Raw genomic sequence first — 17,650 nt, forward strand, 5'->3', positions numbered from 1 at the left:
TTAACAAGATTCAAACACCCCACCACATTGCCCTGAATTAACTTTCTTACTCGCCCTGGCCCAGGGTAGATTCAGCTCACTTGGAAGTTTTCCTTGGTTGAAACACTCTCTGATCCATTTTGAAAGGTCCTCGATCCAAACCAAGGGCGGGTCGCCCTCAATTCGTTTCAAATTTTTTGGAAAATCAACAACCTCAGAAGAAAGATGTGCACAATTCACAGTTAAAGTGAGACTGAGAGCAGATTCCAAAGTGCAGTAAGTTTTTTTCTCACCTTTCAGAAGATCTACAACGTCCCATAGCTTTTTCATACTACCGTGATTGACTGCCCCGTAAATTTCTTTCGTTCCGTTCCGATGAACGACGAGAAGGCTATCCGTACTGTCCAAAAAATCTGGATGGTTGAAGTATACGATTGCTTGAGAGAATTCAAGTTCGAACATCGGTCCCATCTTTTCTTTAACAGCATGAGACGCGAAGAAGAGTATCTCGACATCCTTCGTGCTAATCCTCATCGCGCAGGTGTCGAAACTCTCTATCTGATTCGCCCTATAAAGTTCTGCCTCAACGAAATCGGGATATGCGCTGTTCAACATATCTTGGCCAAGCAGGAAAAGCATGAAATGTAGAAAGTGTGCTGTGGCGTTTGAGGCAACACTGTCCAGTACCCATTGACCGTTGATTTTGAGTTTTCCTGCCCAGAGAGATCTATTGTAGTAAGCGGTGTTCCTCGGCCAGAGTACCAAACATTTGAATCTTTTTGCTGCACCGAATTTTCCAGACAGGATATCTTCTTTCAACCGTTGAACGGCTGGATCATAGCACCACTGAAAACCAACAGCTACGGTGCGTTTCCAATAGTTTCTCACTCGGATCATCTCTTTAACTTGCTCAACAGTTGGTGCGGCAGGTTTTTCGCAAAGAACATGACTTCCATGTTGAACAGCATAACAAGTTTGCTCACAATGCAAGTGTATTGGTGTTGAAATCACAGCAAGATCGGCATTCATATGTGAGTAGAACTGTTCCAACGTCTCAAAGATTGGAATTTTCGCTTCGATAAGTTGCGCGTAAATTTCACTCTTGGTGGCGTATGGGTCTACAACAGCTACGAGAAGGGTATTGTGCAGATGACTTTCTCTCAGTAAATACTCTGCGTATTTTTTACCGTAGCCACCTGACCCGACGAGAACAACTTTAATCGTGTGCATCTCAATACTTCAGCCCTCCTGCGGTGATACCGCGCATGAAGAACTTCTGGAACACCAAGAAAATGATCAGAGTTGGTATGATCGATACGGTTGAAAACGCCAAAATTGTGTTCCATGGTACTCCACCGTACTCTCCCTGGATGACCGCGAGCGCGAGTTGCAAAGTGTACAACTTCCTTCTGTTGACAACGATCAATGGCAGAATAAAGTCGTTCCATCGCCAGGTGAAAGAGAATATGGCTAAAGCTGCTATGAGTGGTTTTGATAAGGGAAAAACGATTTTCCAGAATATTGCCCATTCACTAGCACCATCGATTTTCGCACTCTCAAGGAATTCATCTGGAATATCCTTCATGTACTGAATAGCTGTGAACATACCAGTCGGTGTGTATACAGCGGGGAGTATAAGACCCCAGAGATTATTTATCAATCCTAATCTCCTTATGATTACAAACAATGGAACCATTATCACCTGCGCAGTTACGAAAAGTGTCATGACGACCAACCTGTTGAGAGCAATTTTACCGATGAAAGTTCCTTTTGCAAGACCATATCCTCCCATCACGTTGATCAAAACAGTTATCACTGTCGCAACACAAGCGACGAACAAAGTGTTTTTCAAATAGGTCGACATATCTTGTTTTTGTAGAGCTTCTTTGTATCCCTGAATTGTCGGCTTTTCAGGGAAGATGGTTGGGGGATAGGAATAGATCTCTTTCAGTCCCTTGAAAGAGGAAGCGATCGAGTAATACACCGGTAACATGTAAAAGATCAACATTGTGAAGAGAAAGATCCATTTTATGTATTTCGCCATCGCTTTCCCTCCCATTCAACGTTCCCGCACGCGTAGAGTGACCATGGCTATGGCAAATGAGATCAACAAGAAAACGATCGACATCGCATATGCGTATCCTATACGCCATTGGGTGAACGCGGTGTTGTATATGTAGAGGGGTGTGACCATCGTCGAATAGCCTGGTCCTCCACCAGTTAGAACATAGATTCCCGCAAAGTCTCTGAATACGTGTGCAATATCCGTCGTTAAAACTAGCAGGTTCGTGTTCTTCAACAGTGGGAACGTGACGTACCAGAACATTTGCCATCTGTTCGCACCATCCACCTTTGCGGCTTCGTGCAATTCCTCAGGAATGGATTGCAATCCTGTGATGAACATCATCATCAAAAGTCCGGTCATACCCCATGTGCGCAGCAGAGCGATCGCAATCAATGCAGCAGTTGGTTTGAGTAACCAAGGAACCGGATTGAAACCTACAGATTTCAAAACGTGGTTCAATAAACCTAGATCGTATGACAAGAGCCATTTCCACATGGTTGTCCCTGCGACGGCAGGCATCATGTAAGGCCAGTAAAACAAAGCTCTCAGAATTTTCGAGGAGGTGGTTTCTTTGTACAAACACACTGCGAGCGCCAGTGATATGAAGAACGTCATCGGTACAGTCAGTATCAAAAGTTTGATGGATACCCACACCGAGTTCCAAAACCATTTGTCTTCAAACAGTCTGGCGAAATTCGACCAACCCACAAAACGCGGAGGAGAAAGAAGGTCCCAGTTGGAAAAACTCATCACAAAAACGCTGAATATCGGCAGCAAAACGAATATAGACAAAAATATCAACGCTGGTATCGTAAAAATGAATCTACTACTCACTACCTTGTTCATTTCAATCCACCTTCAATCTGCATAAATTCAACATAAGGGGGGTACCACAGTGGTACCCCCCTCTTCATTTCATTTCTTTCCGCCAAGCTCTGCGACAAGTTTATCGTATTCTCTTCTTAAACTCTTGATGGCCTCATCTAGATTGATCTGACCAGATATCACTGCGGATATTTGATTCACTATAGGCGTCTGCAATCTTGAATAAATGGTCGAGTTACGCACATTGACCACCCAGCGTGGTGTAACCTCGGCCAGCCTTCCACAAACTGCTTGCACTTGGTTCATGATATCTCGGTCATAGGCAACGTTGTGCTCTTTGTACGCAGACATATGGTATGTCTTTTTGAGATAGATATCGTAACCGAGTCCTTTCCACCCTACCCAGAGTGCAAACTTGGCAGCTGCCTCTTCCCTATCTTTCTTTCCTGTCTTGAAAGCTCCGAAGAATCTTCCTCCTTCACAGCTCAGCCATTCAACATCTTTTGGTAAGTATGCAGGTACAAAGTTCTTCTCAACCTTGAGTAAATCGAGCGTGCTCCAGCTTCCAGCCCACAATACAGCGGTCAATCCACCCGTGAAAGCCATGTTTGGATCTTGGGCAGCTATCCATTCTGCAGGTACCATGAGGTTATTTTTGAAGAGGTTCACAAATTCTTCGAGCGTTTTCTTTGCCCTCGGATCTTTATCCAATGTGAAGTCTAAGTTCTCATCGAGGATCTTGACACCTCTGATGCCCAGATAGTTGAACAGCCTCTCGGCAGTTCTCTGCATGGACATGGCGTAAGGCAAGTTGTTCGCTTCTTTTACTTTCTTCAATACGTCGACGAACTCTTCCCAAGTCCAAGGATCTGACCTTCCTCCGAACGGTGGGAAGGGAATCCTCGCCTTTTTGAAATAATCGGCGTTCACCCATAGACACTGCATGGTGAAGTGTAAAGGAACGTACCTGATTTCTCCTTTCGTATCAACGACTCTGACTGCTGCCACATCGTACATAGCTTTCAAGAACTGCTCCGGTTTTATACCTAGATACTTCTCGATGTACGGCCTAAAGTCAATCATGTACTGCATATAACCGGGTGCGAATGGATACGTGATCGTTACAAGATCTGGTAGATCACCACTCACAATGCCTAACCTCACCTTTTGCTCGTACTGTGCGTATGGAACGTCGACTAGCTCGAAGTCAACGTCAGGGTTCTGCTTTTTGTATTCGGCAATGGCTGCTTCGAGTCCTTCTCTCTCAGTTCCTCCCCCGCACCAAACGACCAATGTGATCTTCGCGGCGAGGACACTGCTAATCAACGCTACCAACAGTGAGAGTGAAACCCACTTTACCCACTTCATGACTACTCCCCCTTTCAGTGAAATATCCGTAAAAAATTTTATCAAAAACCATTTATTGTTTCAACTTTCAACACATCTAATCTAAAAAACGAAACATTCATTTTGATCCTGATGTATTGCAAAAAATTTTTCTCTAGCTCTAAGGTTATCGACGATTTCCATAGTTTTCTGATTGAATTGAAAATGAACGCAATTTGAGTACAATCATAATTAGCTTTGGGGGTGAACGTGTTGAAGTTCGCAAACTGTAAGACGGTGAAGTGTTCGCTACCGATGTTCTTGATCGGTGGTGAAAGTGGTGTGTTGTTCATCCACGGTTTCACAGGATCACCCCACGATTTTGAGTATATGGCGAGAAAAGTTCACGAAGCTGGTTTCACAGTTTCAGTACCGAGACTTCCCGGTCATGGTACCTGTGGGGAAGATTTTTTGAAAACCACCGCGAACGATTGGTTACGGAGGTCTTTCGATGCTTACTACGATTTGAAAACCGTGTGTGAGGATGTGCACATCGTTGGGCTTTCCATGGGTGGTGTCATAGCGCTGATCATGGCTTCGATTTTGAAGCCGAAAAAGCTTGTCACACTTGCCGCCGCAACACACCTCAGAGACGATCGAATCAAAATTGCGTGGCTTGTTAGTTTATTCAAGAAGAAAATTCCAAAAGATAGCTCACAGGTCTACAACGATCCAGATTATGAATTTCTCAATAAAGAATATTGGTCTTTCAATTGGCCCAAACAGGCATCAGAACTTTACAAACTCATCAAAACGGCGAGAAAGAGCGTTGGTCAGATCGTTTCAAATACACTCGTGATTGCAGCCCGTAACGACAATTTAGTTCCACTTAAGGCCGCACAATTCATATACGACAATGTACGTTCTGAGAAGAAAAAGCTTTTGATCTTTGAACAATCTGGTCATGTTTTGAGCAACGATGTAGAAAAAGAGGCCGTAACTGAAGCGGTCATAGACTGGTTGAAAGGCTGAGAACAAAAATGAGTCTAAAAGTGATCTTGTCAGGATTCTGTGTTTCACTGATATTTGGCCTTTCTTTTCTCTTCACAAAGAATGCTCTCGACTACGTTGAACCACTGACATTTCTTTCCTATCGTTTTTTCGTAGGAAGCCTTTTCTTTTTGCTTCTCGCATTGACTCGGGTGATAAAGTTAGAGAGAAGACCGTACTGGAAACTGTGGAAATTAGTCATTTTTCAGCCGATCTTGTACTTCCTTTTTGAAACATTCGGGCTTCAAAAGATCAGCTCTGCTGAAGCTGGCATGATAGTTGCGTTGATACCGATTGTGGTCAACGTATTTGCAGCTTTCCTTCTGAAGGAAAAAGGCGATCTGTTCCACTACATTTTGGTGATAAACGGTTTCGTTGGAAGTATTCTCATTGTCGGTTTCAACATATCGGCTCAGAATTTCACTGGAAAATTGTTCATGCTCTTCGCAGTCCTGTCCGCAGCTTTGTACAATATAAGCGCGAGAAAGCTTTCGAAAGAGTTCTCACCTTATGAAATCACCTTTTTCATGATGATCTCAGGTTTCATATTTTTCAGTTTAATGAGCTTGGTGAGTGAGCGATTCAGAATCGTGCTCAACGTGAGTACGGTATTTGGAGCTCTCTACCTCGGTGTTTTTTCCTCTGCTGTTGCGTTTTTCCTGTTGAACTACATGGTGAAACACGCATCTCCAATTTTGACAAGTTTATTTTCGAACTTTACAAGCGTGGTCGCACTGGTTGCTGGTATGTTTTTTCGAAGCGAGAGCGTTGAAATTCGACAGATATTCGGAATATGTATCGTTCTGATCTCGTTGTTTTTGATAGCTTATAGAAAGAGAGGAACTATCCACAGATGATTCATGGCGTGATAGGTTTGGGATACACAGCGACGCTACCATCTCTTTCGAAAATCACTGCGATATAAATTTTGTTGGCTTCATTCTTCAAAGTGATTATAGGTAGAGAATAGATACTTCTCTTCTGCTGAGCTGGATTGATGAAAAGAAGGTTGATGAGATAAACTCTATCCACAACATCTGGTTTGAGTCCCAAGTCAAATGAATAAATTGGAGTTGCAGCTTTCGTCTCGTACACGGACAATAATTGCACTTGATTGCCCAAGGAAGACAAAGTGGTTCTGAGTTGTGCCAACAGATTACTCTTTGCTGTGAGTATGGCTTGTTCGGAGCTAAAGGTTTTTACATAACCATCCAAGGCTGTTGGCGAAATTGTCACAAAATTTTGAAGAGCGCTGACAAGTTCTTGAACCAATTTGTCGAACGTCGGTTTTTGCTCTTGAGTTTGTTGCGCACATGCGAAGAGTAAGAGAATTAAACCAATAGAAACAAAAGACAGGATCCACTTTTTCACGCAGAACACCTCCAATAAATTTTTTCTACAAAAAACTATACTATATCCAACCACAAACGGGAAGGGAGAAATTTTCACATGGTCTTACACGTGGAGCTTTTGGGGAAAGATCTTCTTTTAACACCTCATGCGTACGAAAGGATGATCGAAAGGGGCATCAGCCTTGAAGAACTCATGAACGTTCTCTCATCGAAAGACTCATACGCTTTCATTCAAAAAAATGGAAGAATCAGAATAGGGAACGATTACATGGAAGCTGTTCTTCAACTTTCTGGATCTGTTTTGTATCTTGTCACCGTTGTGAAGAAAAAGTCTAAGTAAACAAGATGATTCTAGCGAGTTCAGAGTTTTGAACAAAAAGGTGCGGCTTAAGCCGCACCTTTTCATTCAAACCAAGCATATTTGAGGATGACAAATTCAGTTGGCAAGAGCCAGACGTTCTTCAAATCTTTTCTGTGTGCAACGATGTTCGTCATGTTGTAGAGGAAAATCCATGGAGCGTCTTGTACGATTATCTTCTGCGCTTCGGCGTAGTATTGTAACAACTTGTTCTTATCCAGTTCATAGGCAATTTTATTTATAAGCTCATCCACCTTTGGATTGCTATAGAAAGCGTTGTTGTCGCCCGTTCCACTCGGCTTGATGTTCTCAGAATGGAACAGAGGATACAACACCCAATGACCTTCAGCGGTTGAAGGAGCCCAACCGAGGAGGAAAAGTTCATAATCCCAATCTTGTGGGTTGGGAGATGAAAGTTTGTTGAGGTAGCTTGCCCACTCCATGGGTTTGACATCGACGGTGACGCCTATTTCTTTTAACATGCCTTGGACGGCTACAGCAACTTCATAATCGTTGAGATATCTTCCTTTCGGTGTGAGCAATTCAAGCTTGAGATTTTCATACCCTGCTTCTTTCAACAACTGCTTTGCTTTCGCCGGATCGTACGGATAACCCCCTGTGGAGTGATAGCCAAAAGTGTATTTTGCAAGGGGCGAATCAGAAGGTATTGCGAAATTCCTCATGATGGTGGTGCAAAGTTTTTGTTTATCTATGGCGTAGTTCAAAGCCTGTCTGATCCTCACATCGTTCAACGGAGGTTTCCTCGTGTTGAATCCTATGTATATGACTCGCAGGCCAGGTTCGACCCGAACCACGAGTCGCTCATCTTTCTGCAACACAGATACTAGAGCAGGTGGTGGGTTGAACATGACATCCACATCACCGGCTCTCAACTGGTTGACCCTCGTCACATCTTCCGGTACTACGGTGAAAACTATCCCGTCCAAGTAAGGCTGCCCTTGTCTCCAATAGTTGGGGTTCTTCACCAACTCGATCCTCTCACCAGCTTTCCATTCTTTGAACATGAAAGGACCTGTGCCGACAGGATTTCGACCCAACTTTGCAGGATCATCACCGTAAGTGTCGAGTGCCTTTGGGGAAACTATCAAAGCACCTTCGTGCGCTAGTCTGTTCAGGAACGGAGAATAAGGCTTTTCCAAAATGAATTTCACAGTGTAGTCATCGACAATTTGAACCTCCTTCACAATGCCTTTGAACAGACCAGTCCTTCTGAGAGATTTCGTGAGCACATAGTCGTAGTATTTTTTCACAGCTTGTGCGTTGAAATCTGATCCATCGTGGAACTTGATACCTTTTCTCAAATAAAACGTATAAACAGTGCCATCCTGTGAAATCTCCCATCTTTCCGCCAAAGCTGGGTTGATGTTCAACTTCTCGTCGAACTCAACCAAACCTTCGAAGATATGACGACAAACGGTTCCACTTATGTTGTCCGTTTGGTTGGCTGGAAGCAGTGAAACGGCATCAGAACCAAGAACGTAACGAACGACTCCTCCATACTTTGCTGAGAACGAAAGCGCGGCGATCAAAATCGCTAAAATCAATACGACTTTCTTCACGAGTGCTCACCTCCTTGGTGGTTCAATCATTGTTTTTATTGTACCATATTCGTACGCTTCAAAATGAACGATTGTCCGTCTTACGGATGGTTTCGATCAACTTGATCACGTGTGAATTTTCCCTAACGTCGTGCACTCTGATCACGTCAACGCCGTTCAGAACACAGTAGGCCGTGACAGCGAGGGTTCCATAGAGCCTTTCTTCTGGGGGTACATCGCCTAAAACTTTCCCTATGAAAGATTTCCTAGAAGCACCGATCAAAACGGGTCTTTTAAGACTTTTGAACTCTGAAATGCGCTTTATGATCTCCAAATTGTCCTCGAGCCTTTTCCCAAAGCCTATACCAGGATCTATCATGATCCTGTCATCGATGCCTGATTCGCTGAGAAACTCGATTCGTTCTTTGAGGAAATACAAGATCTCTTTCACAACGTCATCGTAGTGTGGATTTTCTTGCATTGTTTTTGGTTCACCTTTCATGTGCATCAGAACAACCGCAGGTTTATACTTTTTCAAGACTTCTACCATGTTTGGATCGAACCTCAAGGCGCTTACGTCGTTCACTATCTCGGCACCTACTTTGATCGATTCTTCTGCAACTTTCGCCTTGTAAGTATCTACTGACACCACGACATCGAAATTCTTTTTCACTAGCTCTACAGCAGGAACGACTCTGCTCATTTCTTCTTCCTCAGTCACTCTATCCGATCCCGGTCTGGTCGATTCACCACCTATATCGATTATGTCGACACCTTCTCTGATCATTTGAGCGACGCGATCCAGCAACTTATCTTTTTCAACACGGCTCGCGGCATAGAAGGAATCTGGTGTGACGTTTATCACACCCATGATCAGGGTTCTATCGAAGTACAGCTTTCTACCAGAAGGAAGATTCATACAGCGAATAACTTCACCAAAGAGACAATCTTCGATGTCTTTCGCAATTTTGTCGAGTTCCCAATAGTGCATCATGGAGAGTTTCTCAATGAGCTTTCTGTGTTGAGCGAGTGTTCCCATCGTGAGCACGTGAGTACGATCCACTCTGTGTGTGATCGCTTGCCTGTGGACGGCGGCATCACCTCCGGCTGCGAGCATTTCTTGTTTTATCACATTCGCGGCGATCACAGGTACATCGTAAATGAGCAGACTGACAAACTCTCCCTTGTTTTTGAATATCACAACCGATGCTGGATCGACACCGACCCTCGATAGATGTTCGATCGGATTGTTAACTTTCGTTACGAGGAAGTTCATCTCTATATCCCTCCAACAGATGTTCGATCTGCAAGAAAGAATTCCTCATAATTCTCGCCGTGGCTCCCCAGACGACGAGATCACCGAACTTGAACCGAAAGGTCTTTCCTCCCTTCGGAAGAACAATTTCTTCACAATGATTTTCTTCGAACAGCTTCAATTCAATGAAATAGATATCTTCCACTTCGTTCCTGTTCAGCCGAAAATGTGGTAGTTCGATCTTGACGAGGAAAGGTTGCATATACAAGTTGGATTTCGCAGTCACGGTTGGGCTGAGCTTGCCAAGTAACTTACAATTTTGCTTTAAAACTCCAACCTCTTCTTCAAGCTCACGGAACAAGGCATCCACCATCGATTCATTCTCTTCCACTATACCTCCAGGGAAAGCGACTTGATTTGGATGTCGTTTCAACCTGCGCGCTCTCCTTATTAGAACAACGTATGGACTACCAAAAAGATGTACGATTGGAACTGCAACCACGGATAGCAAGAACGATCACCAAACTTTTATATTATTATAGAGCTGAGTGCTGGTTCTACTCATTCTGGAGTATCATGTTATATCGATGAGAAGAGAGCTTTTTTTATTCGACGATTTTTATCGAGCAAGTTTTGGTACCATCATAGGGATCGATGAAGCTGGCAGAGGTTGTTTGGCAGGACCAGTCGTGGCAGCGGCCGTTATTCTGTTGGAGCCCGTCGATGTGTACGATTCGAAAAAATTGACGCCTAAGCAGAGAGAAATCCTTTTTATGAGGATACAAACATGTGCAAAAGTGGGTGTTGGAATAGCAACACCAGAGGAGATAGACGTGTACAATATTTTGAACGCAACAAAGGTGGCTATGAATCGAGCGCTTGAGAATCTCAATTGTCCAAGCGGCTTCGTTTTAGTGGATGGAAAATCTTTAAAGCTTTCTCAACAAGGTGTGTGCGTCGTCAAAGGTGATATGAAAAGCGCCTCTATTGCAGCAGCATCTATAGTCGCGAAAGTGACGAGAGATCGATTGATGGAACAATTCGACAAGCAATATCCAAACTACGGGTTTACAAGGCACAAGGGTTATTCGACAAAAGAACACCTCAAAAGCCTTCATCGTTATGGCCCTACTTCTTTCCACAGGCTCACTTTCAAACCCGTTTTGAACTTACTCAATGAGCGCTTACTTGCAGAGATCGTCGAGAAAGATACGGAACGTTTCCGAATAGTTCTTCAAAAATTGAAGCAAATCGTTGCTAGTTAAGACATTCTGGGTTGATCGTTCGTTGATATCGATGAAAAGTTTCTGTTACTTACTTCTACTGTTTTGTTCTGCGTAGCTTTTTATATTCTTCACGCATTTGAAAATTGACCCTGCATAAAATAATGGCATATGAAACTTTCTGGGGGGATCAAAATGAGAGCTGAAGACATTTTGAAGATCGTTGAGGAGGAGAACATCCAATTCATAAGGCTTCAGTTCTCGGATATCAACGGTAACATCAAGAACGTGGAGATACCTTCTCAAGAACTCCCAAGAGCTTTCGAAAGAGGTATCATGTTTGACGGATCATCCATCGAAGGTTTCGTGAGGATTGAAGAATCTGATATGTATTTAAAACCTGACCTCGACACTTTTTCAATTCTACCTTGGACTACCAACGGTATCAAGAGCGCCAGGCTCATCTGTGATGTTTACAAACCGAACGGCACGCCGTTCGAGGGGGATCCACGCTACAGATTGAAGCTCGTTGTCGAAAAAGCTAGGAGAATGGGTTTTGAGCCTTACGCAGGTCCCGAGCTAGAATTCTTCGTTCTGCCCAGAGATCCAAAAGGTTTCCCAGTCGCCGAGTTACTCGATAAGGGTAGCTATTTTGATCTTCTACCACTCAATGAAGTAGAATCTTTGAGAAGTGAAGCTGCAGTTGCGCTCCGCACAATGGGAATAGAAGTTGAGGCTTCTCACCACGAAGTTTCTCCGTCTCAGCATGAAGTTGACTTTCGATATGGCGAGCTCGTGAAGACTGCCGACAACGCACAAACTGTAAAGCTCGTCTTGAAAACGATCGCCATCAAGCACAATTTGCACGTTACGTTCATGCCAAAGCCTTTCTTCGGTATCAACGGATCAGGTATGCACACTCATTTGAGCCTTTTCAAAAATGGAGAGAACGCATTCTATGATCCAAACGCTTCTGACGGGCTTTCGAAAATACTCTACCATTTCGTCGGGGGACTTCTCGCTCATGCAAAGGAGATCACGGCTGTCACAAACCCAACGGTGAACAGCTACAAAAGACTCGTACCAGGTTACGAGGCGCCTGTGAACATCGCTTGGTCGAAGGCTAATAGAAGTGCCCTCATAAGGGTCCCAGCTGCCAGGGGCAAATCGACGAGAATAGAATACAGAGCACCAGATCCAAGTTGTAATGCATATCTGGCTCTAGCAGTGATCGTTGCAGCAGGTCTCGATGGCATCGAGAAAGGTATAGAGCCACCACTACCCATAGAAGAAAACATTTACACGATGAGCGAAGAAAGAAAAGCACAATGTAAGATAGAGGCCCTGCCTGGTTCACTGAGAGATGCCTTGGAAGAGATGAAAAACTCTGAGCTGGTGAGGGAGGTTCTGGGAGAACACATATTCAGGAAATTTTTGGATCTGAAGAGGAGAGAATGGAGAGAATTCAGCATCTCTGTGACAGATTGGGAGATCAAAAGGTACCTCTCGGTTTGAAATAGTGATAAACTACTAAATGATGTGAACAATCATGGTAAACATCCTGGTCGTGGACGATGAGCGGCACGTTAGAAATCTCATCAAGAAGATCCTTGAAGAGAATGGCTACGATGTAGTCACAGTAGCCACAGGTGAGGAAGCTCTCGTAGAGCTTCGAAAGGCGAGATTCGATCTTTTGATACTCGATCTGAAGCTACCTGGTATCTCTGGGACAGAACTTTTGAGAAGAATGAAGCAAGAAGGTATAGACATTCCGATCCTCGTTGTGACGGCTATAACGAATGCAAATCCAATTGTAGAAGCAATGAAGTACGGTGCGATGGACTATTTATCTAAACCATTTCCCGCACAAGATCTTCTCAAAAAGGTGGAAGAACTCCTCAACAAGGATCAGATCAGCTTTGAAAAGCTGACACGTTTGGTGGAAGAAAAGTTAGAGCAGAACAAACCGATCATCGCTGAAAAGCTCGCACGACAATTGTTTGCAATTCGGCCTGACGCAGAAGCACACTATATCTATGCCATGGTGATGGAAAAACTTGGCAATCGAGAATTAGCGCACAAGTACTTGAAAGCTTGTCTTTCAATCGATCCAGAACACAAAAAAGCCCTCAAGGAGATCATCAAATATGAAGAAAGCTGAGCCATTGTATGTGGTTATAGTTGGTTGTGGACGTATAGGTTCTATAGTTGCAACGCGTCTTTCAGTTTCGGGGAACAACGTAGTAGTGATCGATTCCGATGAAGTTGCGCTCGATAGCTTACCCGATGAATTCACAGGTTTCAAAATCGCAGGCGATGCCACCGAAGTGTCGCATCTGCGTGATGCGAAGCTTGATAGAGCTGACATCTTGCTCGCTCTCACCGGCGATGACAACACCAATTTCATGGTTTCCACAGTTGCAAAAAGATTCTTCGGTGTCGAGAAAGTCATCGCTCGAGTGAACGATCCGAGCAATGAGGAGATTTTCAAAGAATTTGATATTGAAATCATATCACCCACGAAGCTCGCGGCACTGAAAATTTTGGCGGAGTTGGGAGTGGACGTGACTTGAAGCTGGTAATAATAGGCGGGCACCGAATCGCTTATTATCTTGCACGAATGATGATCTCGAAAGGATATCACGTTTACATTGTGAACAAAGACCCACGAACTTGTGAGAATCTCGCAAAAAGTCTGTCGGCAGTCGTCGTCATGGGTGATGCGAGTAAAAAAAACGTACTCGATCAACTCGGTTTGACCGAAGAAGACCTCGTAGTGATTCTCACCGACACAGACAGGGACAATCTCATCATATCTCAAATGGTCAAGCACTATTATGGAGTGGAACGTATAGTGACTTTAGTGAACGATCCAGAGGACATCGAAATATTCCGTAGACTTGGCGTAAAAGCAGCGGTGAGCCCAACGAACTTCTTAATTCAAACCATTCAAGGACTTTTGTTGGTGGATGAAATGGAGGAATTTTCACTGGTCGAGGAAGGTAGGTTGGTGTTTTTGAGACTAGAGATACCCGAGAGTTCTCCTTCCGCCGGGAAAAAATTGAAAGATCTACAGCTTCCAAATAACTGCGTGATTGGTGCGATCCTCAGGAACGATTTGATCGTGATCCCCCGTGGTGAAACGGAGATCTTACCCCGAGACAGAGTTATGGTCCTTTGTGAGCCTGCGATACAATCCCAAGTGATAAGCAAGCTCGTCGGGGATTGATATGAACGCCACATTTCGTGAATACCGTATTGTATTTAGAACTTTGAGCCGTCTTTTCATGTTTTTTTCACTGATTTTAGTTATCCCGCTAGTATGGTATTTCTCTGATCCAAGATCGCCCTCGTTACTGATCTCTTTCTTATTACCTTGTTCCATCTCTTTGATATTCGGTTTAATCATGAAAAGACTTTCACAAGGAGTTGTGAGTGAAGTCATCACGATGAAAGAAGGAACTGTAATAGTGTTGATTTCGTGGTTAGTCGTGATATTCATTTCTGCTCTACCTTATCGAATCTGTGGCTTGCTCAATTTCTCCCAGGCGATTTTCGAATCGACGAGCGGCTGGACAACCACAGGTTTGACGATGTTCACGGATGTAGAACGACTCCCAAAATCTATTCTTTTTTGGAGAAGTTTGACCCAATATTTAGGAGGAGCTGGCTTCGCCGTGATAGTCATGAGCACTCTCATAGGTCCTACAGGGCTTGGTTTCTACCAGGCCGAAGGTCACGTGGATAATATCATGCCAAACATAAGATATTCTGCAAGATTGATTATGACGTACTATTTGTTGTATGCGGTTCTAGGCACCGTTGCCCTCATGTTCAGCGGATTGAATTTTTTTGACGCTTTAAATCATTCGATGACGGCTCTCGCAACTGGTGGTTTTTCAACCAAGAGTATGAGTGTTGCAGCTTTCAACAATTTCGTAGCGGAATTGATATTGATCCTTCTGATGTTCATCGGGGCTACGGGCTTCGGAATTCACCATACCTTTTGGAGTAAGGATTGGTACGCTTTGAAGAAGAATTCAGAACCAAGACAAATGATTACTTTGATTTTACTTGGTGGTTTTTGCATATCACTCGCAGGTGTTGGCAAGTTTTTCCCAAATTGGTCCGAGGCACTGCGCCATGGATTTTTCCAAGTCGTTTCAGCGCTCACTGGTACAGGTTTTTCCACAGTGGATCTGAAAGCTTGGCTTTTCTTTCCCACAGGTTTGTTCGTGTTAATAATTCTCATGTTGATGGGAGGATGTATGGACTCAACTTCTGGTGGTATAAAACAGTACAGAATAACAGTTTTACTGAAAACGTTGCGATTCTCCATCAAGAAGTTTCTGTTACCCAAGAATTCAGTCGTGTATGTGGAAATCTGGAAAGGTTCTGTGAAAAGATATTTAGACCTTCAACTTGTAAAAGAAGCTTTCATGATCGGCTCAGCTTACATTTTGTCGTACATCGTTGGAACGTTCGTTTTAACACTCATCGGTTATGACTTAGGACAGGCTATGTTCGAATTTGCTTCTGCTCTAGCAGGTGTTGGACTTTCCTGTGGAGTTACATCACCAAACATGCCGTTGGGAGCAATGTGGACATTGACTTTAGGCATGTTCATGGGTAGACTCGAGTTCTTCGTAGTTATATATGCTTTTGCAAAGATCTTTTCAGATTTACTTGGACCTCTTCGTAAAAAAACTTGAATTGGTTGCATCTCCAAGGTACATAGGCCAGCCTGAGACAGGCAAACTGTTGAGTTTATAAACCAACAATTTGTCACCGATGATTACAGTTAGCAAACCTTGGGGGGACAATTTCAATTTGCCTGAGATCGGATTCGGTAAATCTTCCTGTTGTATGATGGAACCATCGCTAGTTGAGATCAAGTAGAGTTTCTCACCTGCTGCGAGCAAACCAGCTTCAGTCAACAGGATTGACTTTGCAAAAAGGCTTTCTTTCAACCATATAGTTTTTCCTGAGAAATTCAACGCATGTATTCTTCCAAGGTTATCACAGATATAAAGGGTTTTCAAATCACAAACGGCTTGAATCAGTTCTGCTCCGTCAAAGGATTGAGACCATTTTATCTTTCCATTCTTGATATCGATAGACCATATTGTATCTTGGGTGATCACGAAAGCTGTATCAGCAGCGAGGATTATCTCGCCGGATTTTGCGGCTTTTGTTACGAGTGACCAAACTTCTTTACCAGAAAAATCCACTAAGCGTAGGATTCCAAGCCAATCTAGTAAGACCACACCGTACTCTTCATGGACGGCAGGGGGACAAATGAACCAAGCGGCGAGTCTGACTTTCCTTGGAGGTTCAGTTCCATTCAGATCGATGAAATAGAGCGTTCCTCCATCGTCCACAGCGACAAAACCGTTCGACGTTCTGGCTACAGGCAGTGAAATGTTTGATTCAACAGAAATTTTACTTGTTGTTTTGTCTGAGATAATGTATATGTTCTTGTCCCAGCCGCCGAGCACGATCGAACCATCTTCTAACAAAACCGGATCAGCGGTTAGTATGAAGGCTATTTTGTTCGATTGAACTTTTAAGCTTTTTGGATCTATTCTGAGGAGATTACCATCGAGACTGTTGGCACAAAAAACGTTTCCCAACGCCAAGCTGTTGTTCACCCTTTGAGAAAGTTTAATCTCTGCAAGAAAAGTCAAAGCTTTCTGAACTTCCTCTGTCTTTTTCTCCTCCTGAACTTTGGGTGTGGTACTCATGGTAGATTGGGTCGGTAAGCTGGCTGTTTGAAATAAATTCAAATTGATCATGTTTGCCAGTTTGACACCAGCTCCAAAGGTTTGAAAGAGTTTCAACGAATTCAGAAGAACACCAACGATGGTAACGTTCCCCTTGTCTGTAACTACATAGAGGTAATCTCTATGGGAAACGATTGAAACGGCCGAAATATTCAAACGATCTTTCACTGAAAAATCAGCCATTGAGAGCAGTAAAATCGATCTGTCTTTCATCAACACAACAAAACCGTTTCTGAAAGGAATCATTTGCTGAAAATCCATTGTGAATTTGTATTTCGCCTCGAACACTGGCACAGTTCCAATCAGATTCATTACGTAGAATTCTTTCCTCGTGGAGAACATGAGTTTATTTTCCACAACCTGCATGGCAACGATGGGATCCGGTGCCGAAACCTCCCAGACCCGTTTCATTCTCTTATCGAAGGCAATCACTTTTCCATCGCACAGTGCAACCAATGAATCACCGTAGATATCGATCTTAGTTATCTTCTCGTTGATAGCATAGGCGGCTTTTAACTTCAGATTTTTGTCGAAAACTGTCACAGAATAATCGTGGAGAACGTATATATCTTCAGCAACCATAACAGCATCGATGATCCTACGATCTGGTTCGACTGAATTGATCAAATTGAGGTTACTATCGAACACATCAATTTTCAAAGGGCTCAGCACGTACAACGAATCACCTTGCGAGAACGATTTAATGGCGTTCGGTACATTAACTGTACCCAATCTAACTGGTAGCAACGGGATCGAAATATCATAAAGTTCAACTCCTCCTTCTTTCACGAGCGTAAGGATTGTTCCTAAAGATATTTGTGAGAAGATTAAAATCACTATCAATACTGGCAAACGTTGCATATGCAGCACCTCAG

General features: G+C 43.5%; 18 protein-coding genes. 9 read left to right on the forward strand and 9 right to left on the reverse strand.

All coding sequences use genetic code 11. The features are described from left to right. The 4 genes from NZ875_03680 to NZ875_03695 all read right to left on the reverse strand — a co-directional run bounded on the left by NZ875_03680 (nt 1) and on the right by NZ875_03695 (nt 4,237). Entirely contained in the window at nt 1-1,209 is a 1,209-nt protein-coding gene (locus NZ875_03680) for a Gfo/Idh/MocA family oxidoreductase (protein ID MCS7174836.1), read from the reverse strand. Nucleotide 1,210: 1 nt separating this feature from the next. Beyond that, on the reverse strand, nt 1,211-2,023 hold the full coding sequence (locus NZ875_03685; GenBank protein ID MCS7174837.1) for a carbohydrate ABC transporter permease: 813 nt from the start codon (nt 2,021-2,023) through the stop codon (nt 1,211-1,213). Nucleotides 2,024-2,038: 15 nt separating this feature from the next. Further along, nucleotides 2,039-2,890: a sugar ABC transporter permease gene (locus NZ875_03690; protein ID MCS7174838.1), complete on the reverse strand. Its 852-nt coding sequence runs from the start codon at nt 2,888-2,890 to the stop codon at nt 2,039-2,041. A 69-nt stretch (nt 2,891-2,959) separates the two neighbouring features. Beyond that, nucleotides 2,960-4,237: an ABC transporter substrate-binding protein gene (locus tag NZ875_03695; GenBank protein ID MCS7174839.1), complete on the reverse strand. Its 1,278-nt coding sequence runs from the start codon at nt 4,235-4,237 to the stop codon at nt 2,960-2,962. Nucleotides 4,238-4,465: 228 nt separating this feature from the next. Here NZ875_03695 and NZ875_03700 point away from each other — a divergent pair, with 228 nt between their 5' ends. Together NZ875_03700 and NZ875_03705 are read left to right on the forward strand one after the other, a co-directional pair. After that, nucleotides 4,466-5,227 carry an alpha/beta fold hydrolase gene (locus NZ875_03700; protein MCS7174840.1) on the forward strand — a complete coding sequence of 254 codons (762 nt, stop codon included), beginning with the start codon at nt 4,466-4,468 and terminating at the stop codon, nt 5,225-5,227. Nucleotides 5,228-5,235: 8 nt separating this feature from the next. After that, complete coding sequence (locus NZ875_03705) at nt 5,236-6,102, forward strand: DMT family transporter (protein ID MCS7174841.1); 867 nt, start codon at nt 5,236-5,238, stop codon at nt 6,100-6,102. Between the two features lies 1 nt (nt 6,103). Here NZ875_03705 and NZ875_03710 read toward each other — a convergent pair whose 3' ends face one another. Then, nucleotides 6,104-6,616 (reverse strand): hypothetical protein, encoded by a 513-nt coding sequence (locus tag NZ875_03710; GenBank protein MCS7174842.1) that lies wholly within the window; start codon nt 6,614-6,616, stop codon nt 6,104-6,106. Nucleotides 6,617-6,694: 78 nt separating this feature from the next. On the opposite strand from NZ875_03710, the gene NZ875_03715 reads away from it, so the two are divergent. Next, complete coding sequence (locus tag NZ875_03715) at nt 6,695-6,937, forward strand: DUF4258 domain-containing protein (GenBank protein ID MCS7174843.1); 243 nt, start codon at nt 6,695-6,697, stop codon at nt 6,935-6,937. A gap of 62 nt (nt 6,938-6,999) precedes the next feature. On the opposite strand, the gene NZ875_03720 is transcribed toward NZ875_03715, so the two are convergent. Genes NZ875_03720 through NZ875_03730 form a run of 3 tightly spaced genes read right to left on the reverse strand, consistent with a single transcriptional unit; the run spans nt 7,000 to nt 10,271 of the window. Then, complete coding sequence (locus NZ875_03720; GenBank protein ID MCS7174844.1) at nt 7,000-8,535, reverse strand: glutathione ABC transporter substrate-binding protein; 1,536 nt, start codon at nt 8,533-8,535, stop codon at nt 7,000-7,002. 58 nt (nt 8,536-8,593) lie between these two features. After that, nucleotides 8,594-9,790 (reverse strand): dihydropteroate synthase, encoded by a 1,197-nt coding sequence (gene folP, locus NZ875_03725; GenBank protein MCS7174845.1) that lies wholly within the window; start codon nt 9,788-9,790, stop codon nt 8,594-8,596. Next, nucleotides 9,765-10,271: a CoA pyrophosphatase gene (locus NZ875_03730; GenBank protein MCS7174846.1), complete on the reverse strand. Its 507-nt coding sequence runs from the start codon at nt 10,269-10,271 to the stop codon at nt 9,765-9,767. Before NZ875_03730 ends, folP begins: the two co-directional genes overlap by 26 nt. Before the next feature lie 46 nt (nt 10,272-10,317). Between NZ875_03730 and NZ875_03735 the strand changes: the two genes are divergently transcribed. The 6 genes from NZ875_03735 to NZ875_03760 all read left to right on the forward strand — a co-directional run bounded on the left by NZ875_03735 (nt 10,318) and on the right by NZ875_03760 (nt 15,704). Beyond that, entirely contained in the window at nt 10,318-11,034 is a 717-nt protein-coding gene (locus NZ875_03735; GenBank protein MCS7174847.1) for a ribonuclease HII, read from the forward strand. A gap of 153 nt (nt 11,035-11,187) precedes the next feature. Then, nucleotides 11,188-12,507, forward strand: coding sequence for a glutamine synthetase family protein (locus NZ875_03740; GenBank protein ID MCS7174848.1), 1,320 nt, complete (start codon nt 11,188-11,190; stop codon nt 12,505-12,507). Between the two features lie 34 nt (nt 12,508-12,541). After that, nucleotides 12,542-13,153 carry a response regulator gene (locus NZ875_03745; protein ID MCS7174849.1) on the forward strand — a complete coding sequence of 204 codons (612 nt, stop codon included), beginning with the start codon at nt 12,542-12,544 and terminating at the stop codon, nt 13,151-13,153. Further along, a complete protein-coding gene (locus tag NZ875_03750; protein ID MCS7174850.1) occupies nt 13,140-13,565 on the forward strand; it encodes a TrkA family potassium uptake protein in 426 nt (141 codons plus the stop codon). The genes NZ875_03745 and NZ875_03750 overlap by 14 nt, the downstream gene beginning before the upstream one ends. Then, nucleotides 13,562-14,221 (forward strand): NAD-binding protein, encoded by a 660-nt coding sequence (locus tag NZ875_03755; protein ID MCS7174851.1) that lies wholly within the window; start codon nt 13,562-13,564, stop codon nt 14,219-14,221. Before NZ875_03750 ends, NZ875_03755 begins: the two co-directional genes overlap by 4 nt. 178 nt (nt 14,222-14,399) lie before the next feature. Continuing rightward, a complete protein-coding gene (locus tag NZ875_03760; protein MCS7174852.1) occupies nt 14,400-15,704 on the forward strand; it encodes a TrkH family potassium uptake protein in 1,305 nt (434 codons plus the stop codon). Here the strand turns inward: NZ875_03760 and NZ875_03765 are convergent. After that, entirely contained in the window at nt 15,675-17,636 is a 1,962-nt protein-coding gene (locus tag NZ875_03765) for a PQQ-like beta-propeller repeat protein (protein ID MCS7174853.1), read from the reverse strand. The two genes, NZ875_03760 and NZ875_03765, sit on opposite strands and share 30 nt — an antisense overlap. Between the last annotated feature and the right edge of the window lie 14 nt (nt 17,637-17,650).

This window comes from Pseudothermotoga sp., assembly GCA_025060105.1.
Classification (GTDB): domain Bacteria; phylum Thermotogota; class Thermotogae; order Thermotogales; family DSM-5069; genus Pseudothermotoga_A.